At 42.7% G+C, this 25,496-nt stretch carries 26 protein-coding genes; 15 read left to right on the forward strand and 11 right to left on the reverse strand.

The window, feature by feature from the left end; all coding sequences use genetic code 11:
* Positions 1–169: 169 nt before the first annotated feature.
* The 3 genes from MHI30_RS10015 to sspO all read right to left on the reverse strand — a co-directional run bounded on the left by MHI30_RS10015 (position 170) and on the right by sspO (position 1,046).
* The gene (locus MHI30_RS10015; RefSeq protein WP_075754564.1) at positions 170–577 is read right to left on the reverse strand and encodes an Hsp20/alpha crystallin family protein; all 408 of its coding nucleotides are present in this window, start codon (positions 575–577) and stop codon (positions 170–172) included.
* A 134-nt stretch (positions 578–711) separates the two neighbouring features.
* Positions 712–858, reverse strand: a complete 147-nt coding sequence (locus tag MHI30_RS10020) for a small acid-soluble spore protein P (RefSeq protein WP_003182250.1) — start codon at positions 856–858, stop codon at positions 712–714.
* A gap of 41 nt (positions 859–899) precedes the next feature.
* Positions 900–1,046 (reverse strand): small acid-soluble spore protein O, encoded by a 147-nt coding sequence (gene sspO, locus MHI30_RS10025; protein WP_020451603.1) that lies wholly within the window; start codon positions 1,044–1,046, stop codon positions 900–902.
* A 234-nt stretch (positions 1,047–1,280) separates the two neighbouring features.
* On the opposite strand from sspO, the gene acnA reads away from it, so the two are divergent.
* From acnA to MHI30_RS10060, 7 genes are all read left to right on the forward strand, one after another.
* On the forward strand, positions 1,281–4,007 hold the full coding sequence (gene acnA / locus MHI30_RS10030) for an aconitate hydratase AcnA (protein WP_059231069.1): 2,727 nt from the start codon (positions 1,281–1,283) through the stop codon (positions 4,005–4,007).
* A 69-nt stretch (positions 4,008–4,076) separates the two neighbouring features.
* Positions 4,077–4,583: a redoxin domain-containing protein gene (locus MHI30_RS10035; protein WP_075754566.1), complete on the forward strand. Its 507-nt coding sequence runs from the start codon at positions 4,077–4,079 to the stop codon at positions 4,581–4,583.
* Positions 4,584–4,654: 71 nt separating this feature from the next.
* Complete coding sequence (locus MHI30_RS10040) at positions 4,655–4,780, forward strand: FbpB family small basic protein (RefSeq protein ID WP_065643189.1); 126 nt, start codon at positions 4,655–4,657, stop codon at positions 4,778–4,780.
* A 68-nt stretch (positions 4,781–4,848) separates the two neighbouring features.
* Positions 4,849–4,992, forward strand: coding sequence for an acid-soluble spore protein N (locus MHI30_RS10045; protein ID WP_003182261.1), 144 nt, complete (start codon positions 4,849–4,851; stop codon positions 4,990–4,992).
* Between the two features lie 25 nt (positions 4,993–5,017).
* A complete protein-coding gene (gene tlp / locus MHI30_RS10050; RefSeq protein ID WP_075754568.1) occupies positions 5,018–5,254 on the forward strand; it encodes a small acid-soluble spore protein Tlp in 237 nt (78 codons plus the stop codon).
* Between the two features lie 104 nt (positions 5,255–5,358).
* Entirely contained in the window at positions 5,359–5,775 is a 417-nt protein-coding gene (locus tag MHI30_RS10055) for a YbgC/FadM family acyl-CoA thioesterase (RefSeq protein WP_020451607.1), read from the forward strand.
* Complete coding sequence (locus MHI30_RS10060) at positions 5,775–6,110, forward strand: hypothetical protein (protein WP_059231077.1); 336 nt, start codon at positions 5,775–5,777, stop codon at positions 6,108–6,110. The genes MHI30_RS10055 and MHI30_RS10060 overlap by 1 nt, the downstream gene beginning before the upstream one ends.
* Positions 6,111–6,301: 191 nt before the next feature.
* Here the strand turns inward: MHI30_RS10060 and MHI30_RS10065 are convergent, their stop codons facing one another.
* From MHI30_RS10065 to plsY, 4 genes are all read right to left on the reverse strand, one after another.
* Positions 6,302–6,664, reverse strand: a complete 363-nt coding sequence (locus tag MHI30_RS10065) for a YxeA family protein (RefSeq protein ID WP_075754570.1) — start codon at positions 6,662–6,664, stop codon at positions 6,302–6,304.
* Positions 6,665–7,119: 455 nt separating this feature from the next.
* Positions 7,120–8,151, reverse strand: a complete 1,032-nt coding sequence (locus tag MHI30_RS10070; RefSeq protein WP_075754572.1) for a YdcF family protein — start codon at positions 8,149–8,151, stop codon at positions 7,120–7,122.
* A gap of 285 nt (positions 8,152–8,436) precedes the next feature.
* A complete protein-coding gene (locus MHI30_RS10075; RefSeq protein ID WP_020451611.1) occupies positions 8,437–8,724 on the reverse strand; it encodes a HesB/YadR/YfhF family protein in 288 nt (95 codons plus the stop codon).
* 102 nt (positions 8,725–8,826) lie between these two features.
* A complete protein-coding gene (plsY, locus tag MHI30_RS10080; RefSeq protein ID WP_025809960.1) occupies positions 8,827–9,420 on the reverse strand; it encodes a glycerol-3-phosphate 1-O-acyltransferase PlsY in 594 nt (197 codons plus the stop codon).
* A gap of 178 nt (positions 9,421–9,598) precedes the next feature.
* Between plsY and MHI30_RS10085 the strand changes: the two genes are divergently transcribed.
* The 3 genes from MHI30_RS10085 (at position 9,599) to parC (ending at position 14,731) form a co-directional block, all read left to right on the forward strand.
* Entirely contained in the window at positions 9,599–10,012 is a 414-nt protein-coding gene (locus MHI30_RS10085; RefSeq protein WP_075754574.1) for a CoA-binding protein, read from the forward strand.
* A 323-nt stretch (positions 10,013–10,335) separates the two neighbouring features.
* Complete coding sequence (gene parE / locus MHI30_RS10090; RefSeq protein WP_075754576.1) at positions 10,336–12,303, forward strand: DNA topoisomerase IV subunit B; 1,968 nt, start codon at positions 10,336–10,338, stop codon at positions 12,301–12,303.
* 4 nt (positions 12,304–12,307) lie between these two features.
* Positions 12,308–14,731 carry a DNA topoisomerase IV subunit A gene (gene parC, locus MHI30_RS10095; protein WP_075754578.1) on the forward strand — a complete coding sequence of 808 codons (2,424 nt, stop codon included), beginning with the start codon at positions 12,308–12,310 and terminating at the stop codon, positions 14,729–14,731.
* A gap of 283 nt (positions 14,732–15,014) precedes the next feature.
* On the opposite strand, the gene MHI30_RS10100 is transcribed toward parC, so the two are convergent.
* Entirely contained in the window at positions 15,015–16,106 is a 1,092-nt protein-coding gene (locus MHI30_RS10100; RefSeq protein WP_075754580.1) for a GntR family transcriptional regulator, read from the reverse strand.
* A gap of 353 nt (positions 16,107–16,459) precedes the next feature.
* On the opposite strand from MHI30_RS10100, the gene MHI30_RS10105 reads away from it, so the two are divergent.
* From MHI30_RS10105 to MHI30_RS10120, 4 genes are all read left to right on the forward strand, one after another.
* Positions 16,460–18,067 carry an FGGY-family carbohydrate kinase gene (locus MHI30_RS10105; RefSeq protein ID WP_075754582.1) on the forward strand — a complete coding sequence of 536 codons (1,608 nt, stop codon included), beginning with the start codon at positions 16,460–16,462 and terminating at the stop codon, positions 18,065–18,067.
* 24 nt (positions 18,068–18,091) lie between these two features.
* Positions 18,092–18,787: an L-ribulose-5-phosphate 4-epimerase gene (locus MHI30_RS10110; RefSeq protein WP_059231093.1), complete on the forward strand. Its 696-nt coding sequence runs from the start codon at positions 18,092–18,094 to the stop codon at positions 18,785–18,787.
* A gap of 42 nt (positions 18,788–18,829) precedes the next feature.
* Positions 18,830–20,254 carry an L-arabinose isomerase gene (araA, locus tag MHI30_RS10115; protein ID WP_075754584.1) on the forward strand — a complete coding sequence of 475 codons (1,425 nt, stop codon included), beginning with the start codon at positions 18,830–18,832 and terminating at the stop codon, positions 20,252–20,254.
* Between the two features lie 279 nt (positions 20,255–20,533).
* Positions 20,534–21,940: a sugar porter family MFS transporter gene (locus tag MHI30_RS10120; RefSeq protein WP_075754586.1), complete on the forward strand. Its 1,407-nt coding sequence runs from the start codon at positions 20,534–20,536 to the stop codon at positions 21,938–21,940.
* Between the two features lie 217 nt (positions 21,941–22,157).
* Here MHI30_RS10120 and MHI30_RS10125 read toward each other — a convergent pair whose 3' ends face one another.
* From MHI30_RS10125 to MHI30_RS10135, 3 genes are all read right to left on the reverse strand, one after another.
* Complete coding sequence (locus MHI30_RS10125; protein WP_075754588.1) at positions 22,158–22,940, reverse strand: (S)-acetoin forming diacetyl reductase; 783 nt, start codon at positions 22,938–22,940, stop codon at positions 22,158–22,160.
* Positions 22,941–23,249: 309 nt separating this feature from the next.
* A complete protein-coding gene (locus MHI30_RS10130; protein WP_020451622.1) occupies positions 23,250–23,375 on the reverse strand; it encodes a hypothetical protein in 126 nt (41 codons plus the stop codon).
* Positions 23,376–23,404: 29 nt separating this feature from the next.
* On the reverse strand, positions 23,405–23,749 hold the full coding sequence (locus tag MHI30_RS10135; RefSeq protein ID WP_075754590.1) for a hypothetical protein: 345 nt from the start codon (positions 23,747–23,749) through the stop codon (positions 23,405–23,407).
* 328 nt (positions 23,750–24,077) lie between these two features.
* On the opposite strand from MHI30_RS10135, the gene MHI30_RS10140 reads away from it, so the two are divergent.
* Positions 24,078–25,490 (forward strand): alanine/glycine:cation symporter family protein, encoded by a 1,413-nt coding sequence (locus MHI30_RS10140; protein ID WP_075754592.1) that lies wholly within the window; start codon positions 24,078–24,080, stop codon positions 25,488–25,490.
* Positions 25,491–25,496 lie beyond the last annotated feature (6 nt).

The following is a 25,496-nucleotide window of genomic DNA, read 5'->3' on the forward strand; positions in this document are numbered from 1 at the left end:
TGAAGGCGTTTTAGAAGAACATAGAAAAAATAATATAAAATGGGACACCGGCCTGATCAAAAGAGATGCTAGAACATAATCTATTGTATAGCAATTCCCTAATCGGCCATAGAGAATTGCTAGCGGATATTTGACGAACGAACGGAAAAAACCCGGATGGCAAAGTGTTTTAAGCGCTGTCCGGGTTCTGCTTGTTGTGCATGTATGATATAAAAGGAATATGAAATGAAAGCGAAACTTCATCTTGGCTTGCTTCCTTATTGATTTTAACTGCAAGAATGCTGTTTTCGCATTCCGCTTCGATCTGTTTGTCATTCAAAAAGAAAGGAAGCATCAGCGATTTTTCGTAATGCTGTTCATCGGTTTTAACCGCAAGCTTGAAATCGTAGCCGGAAAACGTCATGTCAAGGTGCCGGGCATTCAAGCGGCTTAAATCTGCTTCGATTATATATTCAGTGCTCGTTTCATAAAGGTCAATCGGTAAAGTCTCATCATAGAGGAGAAAAGGGTCGTCAACAAACTGTTTCATCCATTCTTTGTCAAAATCTGCGGAATCGAAACGTTTTGCATTTGTCATTTGATCATTCCTCCATACCTAGCCTTACCGTTAGATTATGCACAGCTGTGAATTCATGTGAAGGAGGTGATTCGAAGGGGGTTACATCGCCAGGAGTTAAAGTAAAAACCGCGCCGTGAAAGACGCGGAAAATATTACATATCGTGACTGGAATTATGTTTTTGTCTCGTATGGTTCCGGTTTTTAACTTTTTTGCTTCCGCTCAAGGGCTCTGGCTGCCCAGGCTGAGCTCCTTTAGGTGCGTTTTTGCGCATATCTTTGCCGTCGTTTTTATTTGTCAATGTCTTAGCCTCCTAAGCCATTCATGAAGGATTTTTAGTGTTTATTGATTGGTCTTCCGTTTTTTGTTGTTTTGGCGTTCCGCCTCAGTGAGAATATGCTGGTCATCTTCGATGTATCCCGCGCCGTTTCCTTGGCGTTTAGCATTGTTCATTCCGTTGATGACATGATTTGCTTTTCGTTTGGCCAATTTCGATCACCTCAGACTGTAGTATAGCCTTAGCGGGTGTATTGTATAAAAAAATGTATTTCCAGTAAAATAAACTTTTTTCCGTATATAAGGCATTCTTATTGAATTTAATAAAAACATTGATATTTACTTATGTTTAAAATTGTTTTAAGATTAAATTGTGAGAAAATTGTGGTGAAATATGCCGATTTTTCTGGCGTATGATCTTGATCTTTAAAGGGGGATTTTGGAGAAATGGCGAATCAGCAACAAGTCGCAAAAAAAGACGCTTTTCAATCAAGAAAAACGTTTACAGTACAAGGCAAAACGTACAGCTATTATTCTTTAAAAGCATTAGAGGATCAAGGAATCGGAAACGTATCAAAACTGCCTTATTCCATTAAAGTTTTGCTCGAATCCGTTCTTCGTCAAGTAGACGGGAGAGTCATTACAAAGGAACACGTTGAAAACTTGGCAAAATGGGGCACTGCCGAATTAAAGGATATTGACGTTCCTTTCAAACCATCCCGCGTTATTTTGCAGGACTTTACCGGCGTTCCAGCCGTTGTAGACCTTGCTTCATTAAGAAAAGCGATGGCTTCAGTCGGCGGAGATCCAGATAAAATCAATCCTGAAATACCGGTAGACCTTGTCATCGACCACTCCGTACAAGTCGACAAAGCGGGTACGGAAGATGCATTGACTGTTAATATGGACCTTGAATTCCAACGAAATGCAGAGCGTTACAAATTTTTAAGCTGGGCTAAGAAAGCGTTTAATAACTATCAGGCTGTTCCCCCTGCTACAGGTATTGTTCACCAGGTGAACCTTGAGTATTTGGCAAACGTTGTCCATGCTGTGGAAGAAGATGGCGAGATTGTCGCTTATCCTGACACGCTTGTCGGTACTGACTCCCATACAACGATGATCAACGGAATTGGCGTTCTCGGCTGGGGCGTCGGCGGAATTGAAGCTGAAGCGGGCATGCTCGGCCAGCCTTCATATTTCCCTGTACCTGAAGTAATCGGAGCGAAGCTTGTCGGAAAGCTGCCGAACGGCACGACGGCTACGGACTTGGCGCTTAAAGTAACACAGGTGCTGCGTGAAAAAGGCGTGGTCGGAAAGTTCGTCGAATTCTTCGGACCGGGTGTTGCAGAACTTCCGCTTGCAGACCGTGCGACAATCGCAAATATGGCTCCTGAATACGGCGCGACTTGCGGTTTCTTCCCTGTTGATGAGGAAGCATTGGAATACATGCGTTTAACAGGCCGTGATGAAGAACATATCAATGTGGTGAAAGAATATTGCCGTCAAAACGGATTGTTCTACACGCCTGATCAGGAAGACCCCGTATTTACCGATATCGTTGAAATTGACTTGTCAAAAGTTGAAGCGAATCTTTCAGGTCCGAAGCGTCCTCAGGATCTCATTCCGCTGACTGACATGAAAGAGACGTTCCACAAGCATTTGGCAAGCCCTGCGGGGAACCAGGGATTCGGTTTAAACGCGAGTGAGGCTGACAAAGAAATCAAATTTAAGCTTGAAAACGGCGAAGAAGCCGTCATGAAAACGGGTGCGATCGCAATTGCGGCGATTACCAGCTGCACAAATACATCAAACCCTTATGTCTTAATCGGTGCGGGCCTTGTCGCTAAAAAAGCGGTTGAACTGGGATTGAAAGTACCGAACTATGTGAAAACATCCCTGGCTCCGGGTTCAAAAGTCGTAACAGGCTACTTAGTCAATTCAGGCCTGCTTCCGTATATGCGCGAGCTTGGATTTAACATCGTCGGATACGGCTGTACGACATGTATCGGGAACTCCGGACCGCTTGCGCCTGAAATCGAAAAAGCGGTTGCCGAAAACGACCTGCTGATTACGTCTGTCCTTTCCGGAAACCGTAACTTTGAAGGCCGGATTCATCCGCTTGTCAAAGGAAACTACCTGGCGTCTCCGCCGCTTGTCGTGGCCTATGCATTGGCGGGCACGGTAGATATTGACTTGAAAAACGAACCGATCGGCGTTGGAAAAGACGGTCAAAACGTGTACTTCAACGATATTTGGCCGACGATGGACGAAATCAACTCCGTCGTGAAGCAAACCGTTACTCCTGAGCTGTTCAGAAAAGAATACGAGCGCGTGTTTGATGACAATGAACGCTGGAATGCGATTGAAACAACGGATGAAGCCCTGTATAAATGGGATGAAGAGTCCACTTACATTCAAAACCCGCCGTTCTTTGAAAACATGTCAGTTGAGCCTGGTACGGTTGAACCGCTTAAAGGCTTGCGCATTGTCGGCAAATTCGGAGATTCTGTCACGACTGACCATATTTCTCCTGCGGGAGCGATCGGAAAAGACACGCCGGCCGGAAAATATCTGCAGGAAAAAGGCGTTTCTCCTAGAGACTTCAACTCATATGGTTCAAGACGCGGAAACCATGAAGTCATGATGAGGGGAACATTCGCCAACATCAGAATCAAAAACCAGATCGCTCCGGGTACAGAAGGCGGTTTTACAACGTATTGGCCGACCGGAGAAGTAATGTCCATCTATGATGCCTGCATGAAGTATAAAGAAGACGGCACAGGTCTGGTCGTCATTGCCGGAAAAGACTACGGAATGGGTTCTTCCCGCGACTGGGCGGCAAAAGGAACAAATCTGCTCGGCATCAAAACCGTCATTGCAGAAAGCTTTGAAAGAATTCACAGAAGCAACCTTGTGCTGATGGGCGTTCTTCCGCTTCAATTTAAAGAGGGAGAAAACGCTGAAACGCTCGGTTTGACCGGGAAAGAAACGATTGAAGTTGATGTGAGTGAGACGGTGCGCCCGCGCGATCTCGTTCAAGTCAAAGCGATTGCCGAAGACGGCACAGTCAAGTCGTTTGAAGCTGTTGTCCGCTTTGACAGCGAAGTGGAAATCGATTATTACCGTCACGGCGGAATCCTGCAAATGGTGCTCCGCAATAAAATGAAACAGTAATTGAATGAGGAGAGAGAGCCTTTAGCTTTCTCTTCTTTTTTCAGCGTGATCCTGAACTGGAGGATGCCGATGATGAAAAAATTGCTGGCTGCCGCGTTTCTTTTCGTTTTGGCCGGTCTTGCGGTATGGAACTTTACAGGGCAAAAGGAAGCCGAAATCGGTATTGCGAAAGGAGACAAGGCGCCTGATTTTACGCTTCCGTCTTTAAAGGATGGAAACGATGTATCTTTATCAGACTTTAAAGGAAAAAAAGTGCTGTTAAATTTTTGGGCGACCTGGTGTAAACCGTGTGAAACAGAAATGCCTGCAATGGAAGAACTCCAAAACGAAAATCAGGACATTGCTGTTTTGGCCGTCAACTTTACCTCTTCCGAGAAAAACGAAGAGTCGGTCAAAACGTTTGCCGAAAGGCACGGTTTACATTTCCCCATCGTCTTAGACCGAACGGGCATCAATGCGAAATACGAGATATTTTCGTATCCGACGACATTTATTATTGATGAAAACGGAATCATTAAAGATATCGTCCTTGGGACGATGTCGAAAAAGCATATGGAAGAAAAGCTGGGATTATAAAAAATCCCGGCTTTTTTGCTTATATTGCCCAAAAAATGGTGAAAATGAAAACAAGCTGGAGGTGATTCAACATGAAAAAAGCGAAAAGGCGGACATTTGAAGAACTTGTTTTGGAAAACAAAAAGGAGCTCATGACCAACCAGGAGTTTCTTGATCGGCTGGAAGATAAGCTTGAAGAGAAATTTAAGCTGAAGTGACTTTTTAAAAATCGATTCATGTTTACGCTCCTTTTTGAGAATCCTAATGCTGAAAAGGAGGGATAGACATGCCGAGGGAACATGACAAACAGTCTAAATTTGCCCCGAGCCATCTTGGGACAAAACCGGTAGAATATAAGCGCAACAAAGGAAAAAAGATGCATGATAAATCAGGAGAAACGCCGATCATTATGCAGACAAAAGGCGAGTAAAGAAGAAAAGGAGGCAGAGACCCGCATGACACACCAAAAACATCATCCGGATGACAGATCAGACAACGTGGAGAAGCTTCAAGACATGGTGCAGAACACAATCGAAAATATCGAGGAGTCTGAAGAGCAGCTGTCTTTTGCCAACGAGGCGGAACAGGAGCAGATCCGCGAAAAAAATCAACGCCGAAATGAAAGCATTGAGGCGATGCGCAATGAAATCCATGACGAGGCGGAAGACCGCGAAAACGGATATCACCAATAAACCAGGGCGACCTGGTTTTTTGCATGAAGCCGTCTGTCGTGTTTTTGCCCATTGTATATGCTAAAATTGGATTATATACATTGTGAAAAGGGAGTAGAGGGAATTTGTACGTCTCAAAAAAAGAAATAGAAGTCCGCTATGCCGAAACAGACCAAATGGGCGTCGTCTATCACGCTAATTATTTGATTTGGATGGAGGTAGGACGGACGGCTTTAATTAAAGAACTCGGCTTCTCTTACGCCGAAATGGAGAAAGACGGCATCCTGTCACCTGTCGTGGATATCAATGTCCGCTACGTCAAACCTCTTCGCTACGGTGAAACCGCGACGGTACATACATGGATTGAAGAATATAACGGCTTTAAAACGGTATATGGGTATGAAATCTTCAATTCCGCTGGTGAGACCGCTGTGAAGGCCACATCGTCCCATATTTGCGTTGACGGGGACAGCTTCAAACCGGTTCAGTTCCGTAAGCTTTATCCAAAGTGGCATGAAGCTTATGAAGAGGCCAAAAAGTAATGGCGTTCGGTATTAAAAGAAACGAGCTGAACGAATGGAAGCGCGCCGTTTTAAACGGCGAAGTTGCGTTCCTCACGCATTACTGGCTCGATGACAGGTATCCGGATGTCAATACCGTGACAAAAGCAGGATGCGGCAACATTGATAAGCTTGCAGAGTGGGGCAAACAGTACGGACTGAAAAAAGAGTGGATCCATAAAAGAAGCAAATTTCCTCACTTTGATTTATTGGGAGAGAAGCAGATCGAGATTTTAAAACAAGAAAAGCTCTCAAGCCATATCAAGCGTTTCAGGCTCGAATCATCCGGTGTTCTAGAGAAACCCGGACACCCTTGAAACAAGCAAGCATTGTTCTTGCTTGTTTCATCCTGATGAGCAAAAATTGAAGGAGAAAAAGACCGAACGATATCTTTAGTTTCAATGATGTCGTACCTCAGTGTTTTTCATCCCTTGATAAGGCCGAAGTCATTTTATTTTTCATAAAAAAGTCCCTAAAACAAGAAATTTTAGGGAGCAGAGTGAGCGGCTCATTCACTTTGATTGTTTAATTTGTGCAGAATGTCCTGATCTATTTGCTTCTCGCTTGCTTTTTCTTTGCTGGATATGATTTCCCTTCTGTCTTCCCAATGAATAATATAATACTGACCTTTCTGCATTTTTTCCTGAGAAGAGAGTTTTAGGTTTTTGGGTTTTCCATCTTTATCATAACCTGTAACATCATAGTTATAATTTATATATGTGTATCCATCACTTGTTGTTTCTTTCACGACTTTTGGATCTGTTGTAATTTTGACGTAATAATCTTCCGTTGAATAATATCCGGAATATAAAAAGTAGCCCCCGGCCAAAATCATCAGTCCTACCGTTAAAATCCCTAAAAACCATTTCATTATTTATCACCTCGAACCCATCATATATAAAACCTCCAAACGAAACTATTGATTTATCTTACATATTCCTTTCACTGTTGTAAGCATTTAAAGTTCAAGCGCACCAAAAAAACAGCTACTTGAAGCAGGGAGCAGCATTGAGAAAAAAAAGAATCTGTTCACCATTAGATCTGATAAGGGTCAATTGAGGCTTTAGCATTTGAGAAAATCACTTTTCAGTTGTGGCTTGTTGCAGATAAAAGCGTTTTCCATTCTATCAATCGCTGTTATGCCGACTATTAAAAAGATATTTGAATCATCGGTGTAGTGAAATTATATTTTCCAAGCAAAAAGACATCTTTCTGGTGAAGATGTCCTTCGAAAATACCTATCATAATCCATTGAGACTTCCAACAATAGCATTCTTGTTGGTGCCATCCGGACAAACCAAAATCTCAAGACGCATGTTTGACGTTTTAATCAATGAAAAAATTAAATGCGGTCAAAAGTATAGAAAAACCCAATATAGTTCCTACGACAATGCTATGCCGTTTACGATTCATCACAACCACAGCGATATATTCACGGATCATGGCGTTCGGCCAATAATAAAAAGCGGTTTTTGAACCGATGCCATCGCTTTTCAAGCCCGCTCGTTTTGCATATAGGCTGGCACGGAACAGATGGAAATTGCTTGTTGTGAAGATGCTGTTATATTTGCCGTCTGTTAATGAGTCCATCAGTTGTTTGGAGAAAAGCATATTTTGATATGTATTGACAGAACGGTCTTCTTTCAAAGTGTGCTCTCCAGGTATCCCTTTTTTTAAAGCATATCTTTGCATAGCTTCGGCTTCAGAAAGATTTTCATCAGGTCCTTGCCCGCCGGAGAAAATGATTTTCGGCGGAGAAGCAACAGCTGTCTGTTTCCAATAAAAATCGACAGCCTTATTGATCCTGCTTGCTAAAAGCGGGGGTACTGTATCGTTAATTAATCCACTTCCGAGAACGATGATGTAATCCTGATTAAGTTTCGGTCTGTTAAATTGATATAGAAAATAAGCTGTTAAGAAGTTTGTTAAATGAAAAAAGAAATAGACGGTAATAAGCGATGATCCCGCAAACAATGGCTGAACATTTGGCGATAAAAAACGAGCGGGGTCAATCACTGATAATAGGAAAAATATGATAATGCCTAACCCGGAAATTAAAGTCAAACAATTAGACAATCGTCGTCCTTCTCTTTTGATAAGAATTCTCGCATTCAGAAATAACCCGATCATTAAAGCAAATAGACCAAACGTTAGGATAAAGAAAAAGATCAGCAGCGGTACAATGACGAACAATCTGAAAAATCCGATTCCGACAACGTATGCCAGATAGTAGGATAGAACAAGAAATGAACAAAAAAATAGATTGAATAAAAAACCGTTGATGATCCTTCTTCGGTCCGTTAAATAAAAGATCAGAAAAACAGCTAGCAAAATAAAGGTTATCACACCGTAAACCATGTCCAAACACCTCGATGTCAATGACTCTGTATAATAGAAGAGTATGTAAAAATCTTTAAGAATGGGAAAATCCTTGCCGCTTTATTTTAGACGAACTGCATTTTAGATATACAGAATCTATACTCACTCAGTTATTCGTGAGGTGTACGCAGCGCACGGTGTGCATGTGCCGCACACCCAGTCTGTGTGTTGGAAGGCTTTTTTCGGTACTTTAATTAAGATGAAAAATAAAAAAGCTTGCAGAAAAACAAGAGTTTCTCTGCAAGCTAAAAAAAATGCTCTTTTTTACTGATATTCAAAAACAGGCTCTTCCGAAGATTCGTTATAGGTGACAAGCAGATCATGACCGTCGAAATACCAAACATCGCTTTCTTCAACGAAAAACGTAATGCCGTCTTTTTCCGCGCTCACACCGATTTGCTGCGGCTCATCTTTTGAAACCCCAAGGGAGAAGCCTTTTTGAACATTGCTGCAGCCTCCGTAGCGGACAAAGAAGCGAACCTGATCTCCTTCTTTTAAATCAAGCTCGTCCTTATACCATTTAAGCGCCTCTTCATTAATTTTCAAATTCACGGGCAAGCACTCCTTCATCATTTGTTTCAAAGCATGCTGAATCTATTTATAGTATATAACGATTTTGTCCGATCATGAAAATATAATGTTTTTCGGACAGGCTCATTTTTTGCCGGACATCCACTTGATTTTAGGCTCGGTTTTATCCATAATGCGTTTAATGTTCGTCCTGTGTCTGTATACGACAAACGCCGTTAGAAAGGCGACGACTGCCACCAATAAAAGATCTTTCGTAAACAGGCTGTAAACCGTTGTATACAAGCCGGTTAAAATGGAAGAAAGCGATACATATTTTGTGATATACAAAAACAGAAAGAACACCGCAATCATTGTGAGAAACAGAAAAGGCTGATAGCAAAGCAATACGCCTCCGGAAGTGGCGACAGCTTTTCCGCCTTTAAATTTTGCGAACACAGGGAACATATGCCCGATGACTGCGGCTACACCGGCCAACAAAGGGTGTACGCCGATGTGGAGGATGGCGGGCAGAAAGGCGGCGAGCGTCCCTTTCAAAATATCCGCAGCCACCACGATGGAGCCGGCTTTCACCCCAAGTGTCCGGAATGCATTGGTGGCGCCAAGATTGCCGCTGCCGTGTTCCCTGATGTCGATTCCTTTGGCGGCCTTTCCGACAATTAAGCCGGACGGAATGCTGCCGAGTAGATAGGCTAAAACAAATAATAAAGCAATTAACATTTCATTTCTCCTTTTTAGATGATCCCTTCTCTTTATTTTAACATGAGAGGCGCCTTTCATGACGGCTTTTCTTTAGAAGTACCGTATATATCATACAAGATAATGCGTCCTAATCATATGAAAATTTTGATTATCGCCTTTGTTTTCGTGTAAACTGAACGTAAAAGGAGTGATCGCCATGGAAAACCCTTCTAAACAGGAAATCAAAAGCATTCTTGAAAACAGCAAACGAATCGCGGTAGTCGGCCTGTCCGACAATCCTGAAAGAACATCGTACATGGTATCAAAAGCGATGCAGGACGCGGGATATGACATCATCCCTGTCAATCCGTCCATAGATGAGGCGCTGGGCGTCAAGGCTGTGGCATCATTAAAAGACATTGAAGGACATGTCGATATAGTCAATGTGTTCAGAAGATCCGAACATCTGCCCGATGTCGCAAAGGAATTCCTGGAGATTGACGCAGATGTGTTTTGGGCGCAGCAGGGGCTTGTAAACGAAGAAGCTTATCGGCTTCTGAGCGAAAAAGGCTATACGGTGATTATGGATTTGTGTATAAAAGTGGCACACGCGTTAACAAAATCGGCATAAAAAAGACAAAAATCCTTGTTTTTTCAAGGGTTTTTGTCTTTTTTATGCGAGAATATGTTTGCGAATTGCTGTGAAAAACGGCTACAATAAGTCTTGGACAGTTTTTTTAAGAATGATTTTCCAATTGCTGGTGGGAAAGCCTTGTCCTCTAGGGGACGAATCGTGTAAAATGACGGCTGTGCAAAAAAGCGGCTTTCATTTTAACATGTTCCCGACAATGCTTGAAGCGATTGGAAAAGAATCGGATAATACTTTGCTTTACATGACAGAGTGTGTATTATTCTTTATAAGCAATGTTTGATTTTTGAAAGGGGTTTATGCATTTGGTTAAGAAACAGCAAGTTGACTATAATGATGATTCCATACAGGTGCTCGAAGGCCTTGAAGCGGTCAGAAAACGCCCCGGTATGTACATCGGTTCGACAGACAGCCGGGGTCTGCACCATCTCGTATATGAAATCGTCGATAATTCCGTCGATGAAGTCCTTGCGGGCCATGGGAATCATATTATAGTAAAGATACATAAAGATAACAGCATATCGGTGCAAGACAGAGGCCGGGGAATGCCAACAGGAATGCATAAGCTCGGCAAACCGACTCCCGAAATTATTTTGACAGTGCTGCATGCCGGAGGAAAGTTCGGCCAAGGCGGCTATAAAACGAGCGGGGGGCTGCACGGCGTCGGTGCATCCGTTGTAAACGCCCTGTCCGAGTGGCTGACAGTCACGATTGAGCGGGATGGAAATGTTTACAGGCAGCGTTTTGAAAACGGCGGCAAACCGGTGACATCCCTTGATAAAATCGGAACGACCAAAAAGACCGGCACCCTGATTCATTTCAAGCCTGATCCTACGATGTTCAGCACAACGACATTTAACTTTGAAACGCTTTCAGAGCGTCTGAGAGAATCAGCCTTTTTGTTAAAAGGATTAAAAATCGAATTGATCGATGAACGCGATCAAACAAAAGAAACGTTTTTATACGAAAACGGAATCGAAGCTTTTGTCGCTTATTTAAATGAGGAGAAAGACGCGCTTTCTGAAGTGGTCTCATTTGAAGGGGAGCACAACGGCATCGAGGTAGATTTCGCGTTTCAATTTAATGACGGCTATTCCGAAAACATCCTGTCATTCGTCAATAATGTCAGAACAAAGGACGGAGGAACCCATGAGTCCGGTGCGAAAACAGCGATGACGAGAGCATTCAACGAATATGCGAGAAAGGTGGCCCTTTTAAAAGAAAAGGACAAAAACCTTGAAGGAACGGACATCCGGGAAGGCCTGTCAGCAATCGTTTCCGTCCGGATACCAGAAGAGCTTCTTCAATTTGAAGGACAGACAAAAGGAAAGCTCGGCACGAGTGAAGCAAGGTCAGCCGTTGATGCGATCGTCTCCGAGCAGCTCGCATATTTCCTTGAAGAAAACAGGGAAACGGCAACATTGCTCGTCAAAAAAGCGATTAAAGCCTCCCAGGCAAGAGAAGCTGCGAGAAAAGCAAGAGAAGAGGCAAGAAGCGGAAAGAAAAGAAAGAAATCCGAAGCGACGCTCTCCGGCAAGCTGACGCCTGCACAATCAAGGAATCCGTCCAAAAACGAATTGTATCTCGTGGAGGGTGACTCTGCCGGAGGATCAGCAAAGCAGGGAAGAGACCGGAAATTCCAGGCTGTCCTGCCGCTGCGCGGAAAGGTTATCAATACGGAAAAAGCGAAGCTGGCCGATATTTTTAAAAATGAAGAGATCAATACGATCATTCACGCGATCGGCGGTGGGGTCGGCGCCGATTTTGACATTGAGGATATCAATTACGACAAAGTCATCATCATGACAGATGCGGATACAGACGGCGCTCATATCCAAGTGCTGCTCCTGACTTTTTTCTACCGCTATATGAAGCCGCTGATCGAGCACGGAAAAGTGTTTATCGCGCTGCCGCCGCTCTATAAAGTCAGCAAAGGATCGGGCAAAAAAGAAATCATTGAATATGCTTGGTCTGATGAAGAAATGGACGACGTCCTCAAAAAAGTCGGAAAAGGATATACGATTCAGCGCTATAAAGGTCTCGGCGAAATGAACGCTGACCAGCTTTGGGAAACGACAATGAACCCCGAATCAAGGACGCTTGTCAGGGTTAAAATCGATGACGCAGCCCGTGTGGAAAGGCGCGTAACGACATTGATGGGCGACAAAGTTGAGCCGAGAAGAAAATGGATTGAGAAAAACGTCGCCTTCGGACTTGATGAAGAAAGCAACATTTTAGAAAACGAGAATTTATCGGTCGCTGAGGAGGTTTAAATAAATGGCACAGCCAGAGATTTATCATGATTTACCATTGGAAGACGTGATCGGCGACCGTTTCGGCCGATACAGCAAATACATTATTCAGGATCGGGCGCTCCCTGACGCCAGGGACGGCCTGAAGCCTGTTCAAAGAAGAATCCTATACGCCATGCATGCGGAAGGGAACACGCACGATAAGAATTTCCGCAAGGCCGCAAAAACGGTCGGTAATGTAATCGGGAACTATCATCCTCACGGAGACAGTTCGGTTTACGAAGCGATGGTGCGGATGAGCCAGGACTGGAAGGTTCGCAACGTGCTGGTTGAAATGCACGGTAACAACGGAAGCATCGACGGTGATCCGCCGGCTGCGATGCGTTATACAGAAGCAAGGCTCGCAGCGATCGCTTCAGAGCTTTTGCGAGATATTGACAAAGAAACGGTCGAGTTTGTGCCAAACTTTGATGATACAAGCAAGGAGCCCGTCGTCCTTCCGGCGATGTTCCCGAACCTGCTTGTCAACGGATCGACAGGGATTTCCGCCGGGTATGCGACTGACATTCCGCCGCATCATCTCGGGGAAGTGATCGATGCCGTGATAAGGCGGATTGACTCGCCGAACTGCAGTGTGGATGACCTCATGGAGCTCGTAAAAGGACCGGACTTTCCGACCGGAGGAATCATTCAGGGGAAAGAGGGCATAAAAAAAGCCTATGAAACCGGAAAAGGTAAAATCATCATCAGGGGCAAAGCCGAGATCGAAACCATCAGAGGCGGCCGCCAGCAAATTGTCATTACTGAAATCCCGTTTGAAGTCAACAAAGCGAATTTAGTGAAAAAAATGGACGAATTCAGGATTGAACGGAAGGTCGAAGGGATTTCCGAAGTCCGTGACGAGACCGACCGGACAGGACTCAGAATCGTGATTGAGCTGAAAAAAGAAGCGGATGCACAAGGCATTTTAAATTTCTTGTACAAAAACTCGGATTTGCAGATTCCGTACAACTTTAACATGGTGGCTATTCATAACAGACGACCGATGCTGATGAATCTCACATCGATTTTGGACGCTTATATCGGCCACCAAAAAGAAGTCATCACCAACCGTTCTCAGTATGAGCTGAAAAAAGCGAAGGAAAGGCATCATATCGTAGAAGGATTGATGAAGGCACTGTCCATTTTGGATGAAGTCATTGCGACGATCCGCTCCTCCAATGACAAGCGCGATGCCAAAAACAATCTGATCGAAAAGTTCGCATTTACAGAGCCGCAGGCTGAAGCGATCGTTTCATTGCAGCTATACAGGCTGACAAACACAGATATTACGGCTCTCCAGGAAGAAGCAAAAGAACTCGGCCAGAAGATCAAAGAGCTGGAAGAGATCCTTTCCAATGACAAGAAACTCTTGAAAGTGATCAAAGACAGCTTGAAAAAGGTGAAAAAAACCTATGCCGGTCAAAGGCGCTCTGTCATCGAGGAGAAAATTGAAGAAATCAAAATCAATCTTGAAGTGATGGTGGCGTCTGAAGACGTTTATGTGACCGTGACGAAAGACGGTTATATTAAACGAACGAGCCAGCGGTCTTTTGCTGCATCAAACGGCCAGGACTTCGGCATGAAAGATACCGACCGTCTGCTCTGTCAATTGGAAATGAATACGACAGACGTACTGCTCTTGTTTACAAGTAAAGGGAGCTATGTGTATTGTCCGGTTCACCAGCTTCCTGATATCAGATGGAAAGACTTGGGTCAGCACATCACGAATATCATATCGATCGACAGCGATGAATCCATCGTCAAGGCGATCCCTGTCAGAGAGTTTACCGAATCTGAATACCTGCTGTTCTTTACGAAAAACGGAATGGCGAAAAGAACTCAGCTGATGCAGTATAAAGCACAGCGCTATTCAAAAGCACTGGTCGCTCTTAACTTAAAAGGCGACGATGAAGTGGTCGATGTTCATGTAACGGACGGAACGAAAGATTTGTTTATCGCGACACATTCCGGCTACGGTCTGTGGTTCTCAGAAGATGAGGTCAGCGTCGTCGGCGCAAGGGCGGCCGGTGTCAAAGGCGTCAATTTGAAAGACGGCGACTTTGTCGCCAGCGGGCAGGTTTTAGAGGAATCGGATGTGCTTGTGCTCGTGACCCAGCGCGGATCTATTAAGCGGATGAACCGCACCGAATTTGAAAAAACGTCACGGGCGAAACGAGGGGTTCTCATGCTGAGGGAACTAAAGAAAAAACCTCACCGCATCACCGGGCTGCTCGCATGCTCATATCATGCTCAAATCACGCTTCAAACCGAAAAAGGCATCACAGAGGAGCTGCTTGTCAAAGATATCAAGCTTCATGACCGGTACAGCAACGGTTCTTTCATCATCGACGAAGATGAGGCAGGGGAAGTAACGGATGTATGGATCAGCAAACATGAACGAGAGTGAAATCGACCTCCTATCACCACATGCCCATCAAGAATAGAGCCATTCTGCAAGATAACGAAGAGTGCTGCAGAAAAAAGCATGCCAGATAAACCTTAAACAGGTTCATTTGTAAACACTAGGCTACTTTCTTGTGATACAAGCTTTTTCCCGTATCGGTGAGATTTTCGCTTTCTTTTTGGAGTAAGCGTCAAATACATGAAAGTTCTCTGCTGCTTAATTGATAACAGAGTAAAACAACCCAGCCCGTGTTCACGCCTTTAGTGAACATGGACTGGGTTTTCCTTTATTGTATTTCTAACTCTTTTATGGTTTCACCTTCAATTAACACAGGCTGATAGTAGGTTTCGTTTGGTAAATCCTTCTTTCCCTGCAATTTCTTGATGACCCAATCAGCTGCATCGTGTCCCATTTGTTCTTGAGGATGTGTCAATGTTGTTAGTTTGATATTCGCATTTTTGGCAATATACGAATTGTCCTGACCAATAATTGACAATTTGTCCGGGACAGAAATATTAAGTTGTCTGCATACATTTGCTACTTCCAACCCTACTTCGTCGTTATAGCAAACAATTGCAGTCAACACGTCTCTCTTTTCATTTAGAAACTTCTTCAGGTTTGTGTATAGATCCAGCTTCGTCTCTGTATTGTACGAAAGCACATGCTCTGGTTGAAATCGTAATTTGGCTTCACCAAGCGCTTTTATATACCCCTTCATTCGATACTTTCCTTGTAAATCATCCATTTTTGAAATGAGACCAATTTGTGTATGTCCTTTTGATATTAATTCTTTTGTTGCGAGATAGCTTGACTGCACATCATCGAGACAAAGAAAAGGAACATCTAATTCTTCATAATAAGCATTGATCATGATGAAAGGAATATCCTGTTCCTTAAACGATAAATAGTAAGCAATATTAGGATTGTATAGATTACTTTTCGTAGGTTCAACAATTAAACCATCTACGCCAAATGACAACATCATTTCCAAAGCTTTTTTTTCTTGTTCGACATCATTATTTGTACTAGCTAATAGTAACGAATAATTAGCCTCATTCAATCTCCCTTCAATTCCGCGAATAATTGAGGGGAAAATGTAATCTGAAATGTAGGTTGTAATTACACCGATTATTTTATTATTGGAATTCCCTCCAGGTTTTGATTGATACTGGTTACTTACATAAGTGCCAGACCCTTTTTCACTTCTTAAAAACCCCTCGTTCGCCAGCTCTAAAATGGCCTTTCGAACAGTGTGCCGGCTGACTTTGTACTCTTCTTGTATGGCGGATTCAGTAGGAATTTGTTCCCCTACCCTGTAAACTCCTGAAAGGATTTTACTTTTTATATCATTAATGATGACCTTATACTTTGGTTTCATTTCACTCACTTCTTTCATAGTTGTTCGCATTCTAATTTTTTTTAATTGAATGATTTGTGTGGACATATTTTATCATGGCTTTCAATGAATGAAAAGATTTCGCCTTATTTTCGTGAAAATGAACAAGTAATTATAATTTTTTTCTTTAGATTTTATGTTATACAAATACCTTTTATTATAAGCATTTAAGAGAAAACGGACAGAAATATCGTTGTGATATTTATATGAACATATTATATTCTAGATTGACAAATGTACGTACAAAAAATATACTAAGTCTGTAATTAAGTTAAGCGAAAAGGGGAATGCCTTCTTTCGAATAATATTGAAATCGCTATCAGAGGGGGGATAACGTGAAAGCGAATCAAGTAAACATCAAGCAGGCGATAACTGAGGGAGAAACATCACTTGGAATTGAATTTGGATCCACACGTATTAAAGCAGTGTTGATTGATAGCAGTTTTGAAACAATCGCATCTGGAAGCTATGAGTGGGAAAACCGCTTGGAAGATGGATTTTGGACGTACAACTTAGTGGATATTATCACCGGATTGCAAACAGCTTATAGTGAAATGAAGAATGAAGTTGAACGAAATTATGGCATCACCATTCGCAAAATCGGTTCTATCGGATTTTCTGCCATGATGCATGGATATATGGCTTTTGACAACACAGGGGAGCTGCTTGTTCCGTTTCGAACTTGGCGTAACTCAACAACCAGTGCTGCAGCAAAAGAATTAACTGATCAATTTCAATTCAATATCCCTGAACGGTGGAGTATTGCTCATTTATATCAAGCGATATTAAATGAAGAGAAGCATTTGCCTCGCATTGATTATATCACCACTTTAGCTGGGTACATTCACTGGTTGCTGACTGGCAATAAAGCAATTGGCATTGGAGATGCTTCGGGCATGTTCCCAATTGATGAATCAACGCAAAATTACAATGAATCGATGGTCAAGCAATTTGATGAACTGATTTCGAACAAAGGCTATCCTTGGAGGATAAAGGATATTCTTCCTAAAGTTTATATTTCAGGCGAGCAAGCTGGCGAATTAACCGAAATTGGCGCGAAAATTCTGGATCAATCAAAAAATTTACAACCAGGCATTCCGATTTGTCCGCCGGAAGGCGATGCTGGAACAGGAATGGTTGCTACGAATAGTGTGAGGAAACGCACTGGAAACATCTCAGTAGGAACTTCAGTTTTTGCCATGATTGTATTAGAGAAAGAACTTTCAAAAGTATATCCAGAAATTGATTTGGTAACAACGCCAAACGGCAGTCCGGTTGGAATGGTTCATGCGAATAACTGCTCAAGCGATATTAATGCTTGGCTAGGGTTGTTTCGTGAATTTTTTGAGGCAATGGGACAAAAGGTTGAAATGAATAAATTATTCGAAGTGATGTTGAATAAAGCATTGGAAGCTGACTCAGACGGCGGCGGCTTACTAAGCTACGGTTATTTCTCCGGTGAAAATATTACAGGACTAGAAAAAGGCCGGCCATTATTTGTCCGCTCACCAGAGAGTCGTTTCGATTTAGCAAACTTCATGCGGACACACCTTTTTGCAGCTTTTGCAGCTTTGAAAATCGGAATGGATATTTTGACCAAAGAGGAAAATATTGAAATTGATAGCATTTTAGCTCACGGCGGTTTATTCAAAACCCCACTTGTCGGACAAAAAATTGTTGCAGCTGCAATGAATGCGCCAGTATCAGTTATGGCAACAGCCGGAGAAGGCGGTGCGTGGGGGATGGCTATTCTTGCTTCTTACATGATGAACAAAGATCAAGAAGAAAGCTTAGAAGACTTCCTCGACAAAAAAGTCTTTGAAGAGGATGCCGGGCAAGAAATTTACCCTGATCAATTAGATGTTGAAGGATTTGAAACATTTATCGAACGGTACAAAAAAGGTTTAATGATTGAGCAGGCCGCTGTGGATCATTTGATTTAATGAGTGGAAAGTGGAGGGGTTGACGTGCTAGAACAACTGAAAGAAGAAGTGTTACAAGCAAATTTGGACTTGCCTAAATATGGACTCGTGAAATACACATGGGGAAATGCAAGTGCCATCGATCGTGAAACTGGTTTATTCGTTATCAAACCTAGTGGTGTTGATTATGAAACAATGAAAGCTAGTGATATGGTAGTTGTTGATTTAGATGGCCATGTTGTTGAAGGAGAGCTGAGGCCTTCATCAGATACAGCGACTCACGCGGTACTTTATAACCATTACCCTGAAATTGGAGGAATTGTACACACTCATTCAACTTGGGCGACAATCTGGGCTCAAGCAGGCCTTGATGTTCCGGCGATGGGGACCACTCATGCAGACACATTCTATGGTTCCGTGCCATGTGCCCGTTACTTGACACAAGAGGAGGTTGATCGAGGTTACGAAGTAGAAACAGGTCATGTCATTATCGAAACATTTGAAGAGCGCGGGTTAGATATTTTAGCTGTCCCTGGTGTCTTACTACATGGTCATGGTCCATTTACTTGGGGCAAAGATGTAAAATCAGCAGTATTGAATAGTGTGGTGTTGGACGAAGTCGCGAAAATGAATTTATTCACACGAGAATTAAATCATTTTGCAAAAGAATTACCACAATGTATTTTAGATAAACATTATTTACGAAAACACGGTGAAAATGCTTATTATGGTCAAAAGTAAATCAATTCTATCAAACTATTAATTTAAGAAAAGAGGGTTATGATGTTAACAACAGGAAAAAAAGAATTTTGGTTTGTCGTAGGTTCACAACATCTTTATGGGGAAGAAGCGCTGGAAGAAGTCAGAGCGCACGCGCAAGCCGTGACTGATGCATTAAATGAAAGCGCTGTATTGCCATACCCGCTTGTATTGCAAGATTTAGCTGTTAGTGCAGATAAAATCACAAGCATCATGAAAGAAGTGAACTATCGTGACGAAGTTGCCGGTGTTATCACTTGGATGCATACTTTTTCACCTGCGAAAATGTGGATTCGCGGAACAAAATTATTACAAAAACCGCTACTTCATTTAGCGACACAATTTAATGAAAGTATCCCATGGACAACGATTGACATGGACTTTATGAACCTAAACCAATCTGCTCATGGGGACCGTGAATATGGTTTTATCAATGCCCGTTTGAAAAAACAAAATAAAGTTGTCGTAGGTTATTGGGAGCGTCCTGAAGTGCAACAGCAAATTGCGGAATGGATGGACGTAGCGGTTGCTTATAACGAAAGCTTCAACATCAAGGTCGCTCGATTTGGTGACAACATGCGTAACGTTGCTGTTACTGAAGGGGATAAGGTTGAAGCGCAAATTCAATTTGGCTGGACAGTTGATTACTTTGGCATTGGTGATCTTGTTCAATACGTGAATGCGGTTACAGATGAAGAAATTAATCATTTGTTTGCTGAATATGCAGACCTTTATGAATTTGATTATGGTACTTACAGTCAGGAAGATTGGGAGAAGAGCGTAAAAGTACAAGCAAGCTATGAAATCGCTATTAAACGCTTCCTGGATGATGGTGGTTATAATGCCTTCACAACTAACTTTGAAGATTTATATGGGATGAAACAACTTCCGGGTCTTGCCGTCCAACGTTTGATGGCCCAAGGATATGGCTTTGCTGGTGAAGGAGATTGGAAAACTGCAGCGCTCGATCGCTTACTCAAAGTGATGAGCCGTAACCAATCAACCGGCTTTATGGAAGATTACACATATGAATTAGCTGCCGGGCAAGAATCAATTCTTCAATCACATATGCTTGAAGTTGACCCATCTTTAGCAAGCAACAAACCGAAAATTATCGTATCCCCATTAGGTATTGGTGATCGTGAAGACCCAGCACGCTTAGTGTTCGACGGAAAAGCAGGAGATGGTGTGGTTGTTTCAATGGCAGACTTTGGTACGCATTACAAACTGTTGATTAACGAAGTTTCTGCGTTTGAACCAACTGTTCCGGCACCAAACCTTCCAGTGGCACGGGTGCTTTGGGAAGTGAAGCCTAACTTCCAGGATGGAGTGAAAGCGTGGCTTGAGAATGGCGGCGGTCACCATACAGTTGTTTCGTTGAATGTAACAACAGACCAAATGATCACTTATGCAAAGCTGGTTGACCTGGAATATGTGGTTATTAAGTAATGCCTCTAACCTCCGAGGAGGTTCTGCTTCCTTGGAGGTGAAAATTAGGGATATCAGATATCAAAATATTCATGATTTTGTAAGCGTTATCGTGATATTCCGAAAAAATGAAAGCGTTTAATAATAGGCGAATAAAACCATGAGGTTTAGTGAGACATCCCACCTATATCCTAGATGTATTTGCAGTTTGAAAACACTTTTATGAGTTCTTAAAAAGCCATCGATAATTTTGGTGGCTGGATTACACAATATCATTTCAACCTTGAGGAGGGAACTTTAATGGTTAATGAAAAGAAAATCTCAAGTGGCTTCATTTATTTTTTCGGAGCTTTTGCCGGCATTCTTTTCGGTTATGATATCGGCGTTATGACAGGTGCTTTGCCTTTTCTGCAACATGATTGGAACCTTCAAGACAACGCCGGGGTTATTGGCTGGATTACCTCTTCGGTCATGTTAGGCGCTATTTTTGGAGGCGCCCTGGCCGGACAACTTTCTGATCGTTTGGGACGGCGCAAAATGATTTTAATTTCTGCTGTCATTTTTGTTGTTGGATCCATTTTGTCAGGAATAGCACCTCATAATGGGGTCCTGTTTTTGATTGTTTCTCGGGTTTTATTGGGATTGGCCGTTGGTGCTGCTTCTGCATTGGTCCCGGCCTATATGTCGGAAATGGCGCCTGCACGTTTACGCGGACGGCTGTCAGGAATTAATCAAACCATGATTTGTTCTGGAATGTTGCTTTCTTACATTGTTGATTTTCTATTGAAAGATTTGCCGGAAACAATGGCATGGCGGTTGATGCTTGGTTTGGCTGCCGTACCTGCTTTGATCTTATATGTTGGAATGTTAAAGTTACCCGAATCACCTCGTTTTTTAATCAAGAACAATAAACTTGATGAAGCTCGCAAGGTGTTGAGCTATATTCGCTCTAACAAAGGAGAGATTGATTCTGAAATAGCACAAATTCAAGAAACTGCCAGAGAGGAAATAAAGGCAAATCAAAAAGCATCATGGGCTACACTCTTAAGTAATAAATATCGTTTTTTATTAATTGCCGGTGTGGGTGTTGCCGCCTTTCAACAATTCCAGGGTGCAAACGCAATTTTTTATTACATTCCTTTGATTGTAGAAAAAGCAACAGGGAATGCAGCAAGTTCAGCGTTGATGTGGCCGATTATTCAAGGCGTTATTCTCGTGCTAGGTTCATTACTATTCATCATGATTGCTGATAAATTTAATCGCCGCACTTTATTAACAGTAGGCGGAACCATTATGGGGCTGTCCTTTATTTTGCCGGCAATCTTGAATATATTAATCCCTAATGCAAATCCGATGATGATGGTTGTCTTTTTAAGTATCTATGTAGCACTTTATTCATTCACATGGGCTCCTTTAACTTGGGTCATCGTTGGAGAAATTTTCCCTCTGGTCATTCGCGGGCGTGCGTCTGGATTAGCTTCATCATTTAACTGGATTGGCTCTTTCTTGGTTGGATTGCTATTTCCTATTATGACCGCTTCGATGTCTCAAGAAGCTGTGTTTGCAATCTTCGGTGTTATTTGTTTACTTGGAGTTGTATTTATCCGGACACGCGTCCCTGAAACTCGAGGTCGCAGTTTAGAGGAAATCGAAAAAAATGGAGGAAATAAACAAATTGGCGGAAAAAGCGCGCAAATAAACCTATGAGGTTTGGAGCGGAATAGAAAGGAGTTATCTTGGTTGCCGCTTATCGCAGGGGAAATCTGTGCGCAGTAGTGCAACAGGGGTTTCAAAGGGAAGACGCTCTTTGGTCAAAATTTTTAAACGGGGCGCGGTTGGACGAACTGTGACCATATCAGCTCTAGCTTGTTATTCAATATGGAGGCGGATAGCTCCGCCCTCCATATTGAATATGATTATAAAATTAATTAAATACCATTCCGCCATCAATGATAAGAGACTGGCCGGTCATATAATCTGAGTCCGGCCCTGCAAGGTAAGAAACGCATGCTGCTACATCTTCCGGCTCTGATAAGCGTTTTAAGGCAATATTTTTAGCGAATTGTTCCATTCCCCATTCAAATGGCTTGCCTGCTTCATCAGCGGTTTGCTGTGCAATCCCCATCATCATGGGAGTTTTAACGATACCCGGACAAAAGGCGTTAACAGTAATGCCTAATTCAGCCAGATCTTTTGCCGCCGTTTGCGTAATCCCGCGAACAGCGAACTTTGTTCCGCCGTAAACTGCCAAGCCCGGGTTGCCGACTTGACCGGCTTGAGAAGAAGCATTAATGATTTTCCCGCCGTGTCCAAGTTCTTTAAAGGCTTTTACAGCTGCTTGTATTCCCCAATAAGTACCGCCGACGTTAACATCATAGACTTTCCGATAATCTTCATATGTAATGCTTTCAATAGGTGTGGTTGGTCCAAGACCTGCATTATTGATCACCACATCAAGACCGCCGAGGCGTTTAACCGTTTCATCGACTGCTTTAAAAACATCGTCACGATCAGCAACATCCACTTTAACTGCAATTGCCTTACCGTTATGCTGGTTAATGTCCTCAGCAACTTGTGTTGCAGTTTCTACATTATAATCGGCAACTGCAACAGCGAACCCATCCTCCGCCAAGCGTTTGCAGATTGCTTCGCCAATTCCTTGGCCTCCGCCAGTAACAAAAGCAATTTTTCCGGATACTTTACTCATATGAACATCTTCTTTCTATAAGTAATTGGTATTTAATTGGTACAGAAACATTATATCTTATATTTGTAGATTTGAAATAAAATCCCGGGAGTTGTTGAAAAAATGTTTAAAATTTTTCGAAAAAATTTAATTGTTTTTGAAGAAGGTGGAAAAGATGTATTTAAGTAGATTGTTCTGCTTTAAAGCCTTACTGCAATCGCAAGACGAAGGAAGACCAAATGAAAAGGCATGAATCCGTGCAATCCGGATTCATGCCAATCAAACTGCTTCATGAAATTTTATTGTCCAGCTTTTCAGATCGCTTCAAATTCAGCTGTCCTGGCGATTGAAAAGATCGGTAATCGCGTGCATGAATTCAATTCCTTGAAAAACAAACAAATTGATTGCTGCCAATGAAAATAGTCCAATAATCACTGTTCTTATGATAAATAACATGTTAAAACCTCCCGTTTTTTTTCGTATGGTTATGGTTTTAAAACATGCGCTTTATCGAAATAAGAAGAGTGATAGAACACCGCGAGCATAAATGCCTTCAGATGCTCTTTCCGCCTGTTCATCATGAACGCCTGGCCAGAAGCCGCAGCTAAGATTAAGAGAAGGATGGATTCAGCTCCGAAGCCGAGTGAATTCCACAATGATTTCGCCTTTTCTTCACCATATTTGCCGGCTGTCAGCTCATGGAGTTCATCTCCTGAAACAGCAGCTTTTTGCGTATGGTGATTTGCCGGCATCTGGGGCATTGAGAACGAATGAAGGCTCGCAATGACTAAAAAGAATATGGACAGTTGGAGAAACAATGTCTTTTTCATTTGATCTCATCCCCTTAGTATCTCATCATCTTAGCATATTTTGTGTTATAAGAAAAGATGATTATTTTGTGACAGTTAGCAAATATTTATTGACAACATGAGATTTTTCGCAGCGCATTTGGAATGAAAGCGCATTTTTATATATGAATAAAGATAATACTCTGCTATAATGAGCATTGGGACTAAAGTAATAATGATGTTAACAGCCTTTATGTTTAAAAAACAGAAAATTCTATCTAGTTTTTCTTGTGTCATTATTATGATATAATCCTATCATGTTAGAAAACTTAACATCAAAACAAAATTCGTTTGTTTTCAGGAGGGTGCTATGGAAGAAATTTTAAGCGAAATCATCAATGTCCCGAGCGGTTTTATTTGGACTTATTTAGTCTATATATTAATAGGAATAGGCCTGTTCTTTACTTTTAAATTGAAATTCGTTCAATTCCGCTATTTCTTCGAGATGTTTCGTATCGTCGGACAAAAGGAGGAGAAAGGAAAAGGCGTCTCGTCTTTGCAGGCTTTCTTTATTTCCGCCGCTTCGCGTGTCGGCACGGGGAACCTGACCGGTGTCGCGCTTGCTGTTGCAACAGGAGGACCGGGGGCGGTCTTTTGGATGTGGGTTGTCGCGCTTGTCGGTATGGCTTCCAGCTTTGTGGAGAGTACGCTGGCTCAAGTCTACAAAGTCAAAGACGGCGATCATTTCAGAGGGGGTCCTGCTTATTACATGGAAAAAGCGCTGGGCGCCAGATGGATGGGCATTATCTTTGCCGTTTTGATTACGATTACATTCGGCTTGATTTTTAATGCAGTTCAAGCCAACACGATCGTCGGTTCGATGCAAGGGGCTTTCAACCTGGATAAAACAGCGGTCGGCATCGTCCTTGCTGCGATCACCGCTTTTATCATTTTCGGGGGTTTGAAACGCGTCGTGACAGTTACGCAGTTGATCGTTCCGGTTATGGCGGTCATTTATCTTGCGCTTGCTTTATTTGTCGTGCTTACAAATATCTCTCAAATACCAACCGTTTTCGCGATGATTGTGAAAGATGCTTTCGGGATCGAGCAGATTGCAGGGGGTACGCTCGGCAGCATCATTATTATCGGTGCGAAGCGCGGCTTGTTTTCAAACGAAGCCGGAATGGGAAGCGCGCCGAACGCAGCGGCGACTGCCAATGTCTCTCACCCGGCGAAGCAAGGCTTTATCCAAACGCTTGGCGTATTCTTTGATACGATGGTCATCTGCAGTGCGACAGCTTTTATGATCCTGCTGTTCAATCTGACGCCTGGCAAAGAGCTTGACGGCATTCAAATTACACAAGCAGCCATGCAGCATCACATTGGAAGCTGGGCGCCTGCATTTGTCGCAGTGGCGATTTTCCTGTTCGCTTTCAGTTCAATCGTCGGAAACTACTATTATGGTGAGACGAACATTGAATTTATTAAAAAGAGCAAGACGGCGCTTGCCGTTTACCGTACAGCTGTTGTCGCAATGGTCATCTTCGGATCTGTATCCGGTTTCCAGCTTGTGTGGGACATGGCGGATTTATTTATGGGATTAATGGCGATCATTAACCTGATTGCAATTCTGCTTCTTTCCGGAATTGCTGCGAAAGTGATGAAAGACTATACTGAACAGCGCAAAGCAGGAAAGAACCCTGTCTTTAAGGCAAGCTCGATTCCAGGTCTGAAAAACACAGAGGCTTGGGAAGACGAGAAGGAAACATTGCAATCGAAATAAACAATA

This window comes from Bacillus sp. FSL L8-0528 (assembly GCF_038593085.1).
GTDB lineage: Bacteria > Bacillota > Bacilli > Bacillales > Bacillaceae > Bacillus > Bacillus paralicheniformis.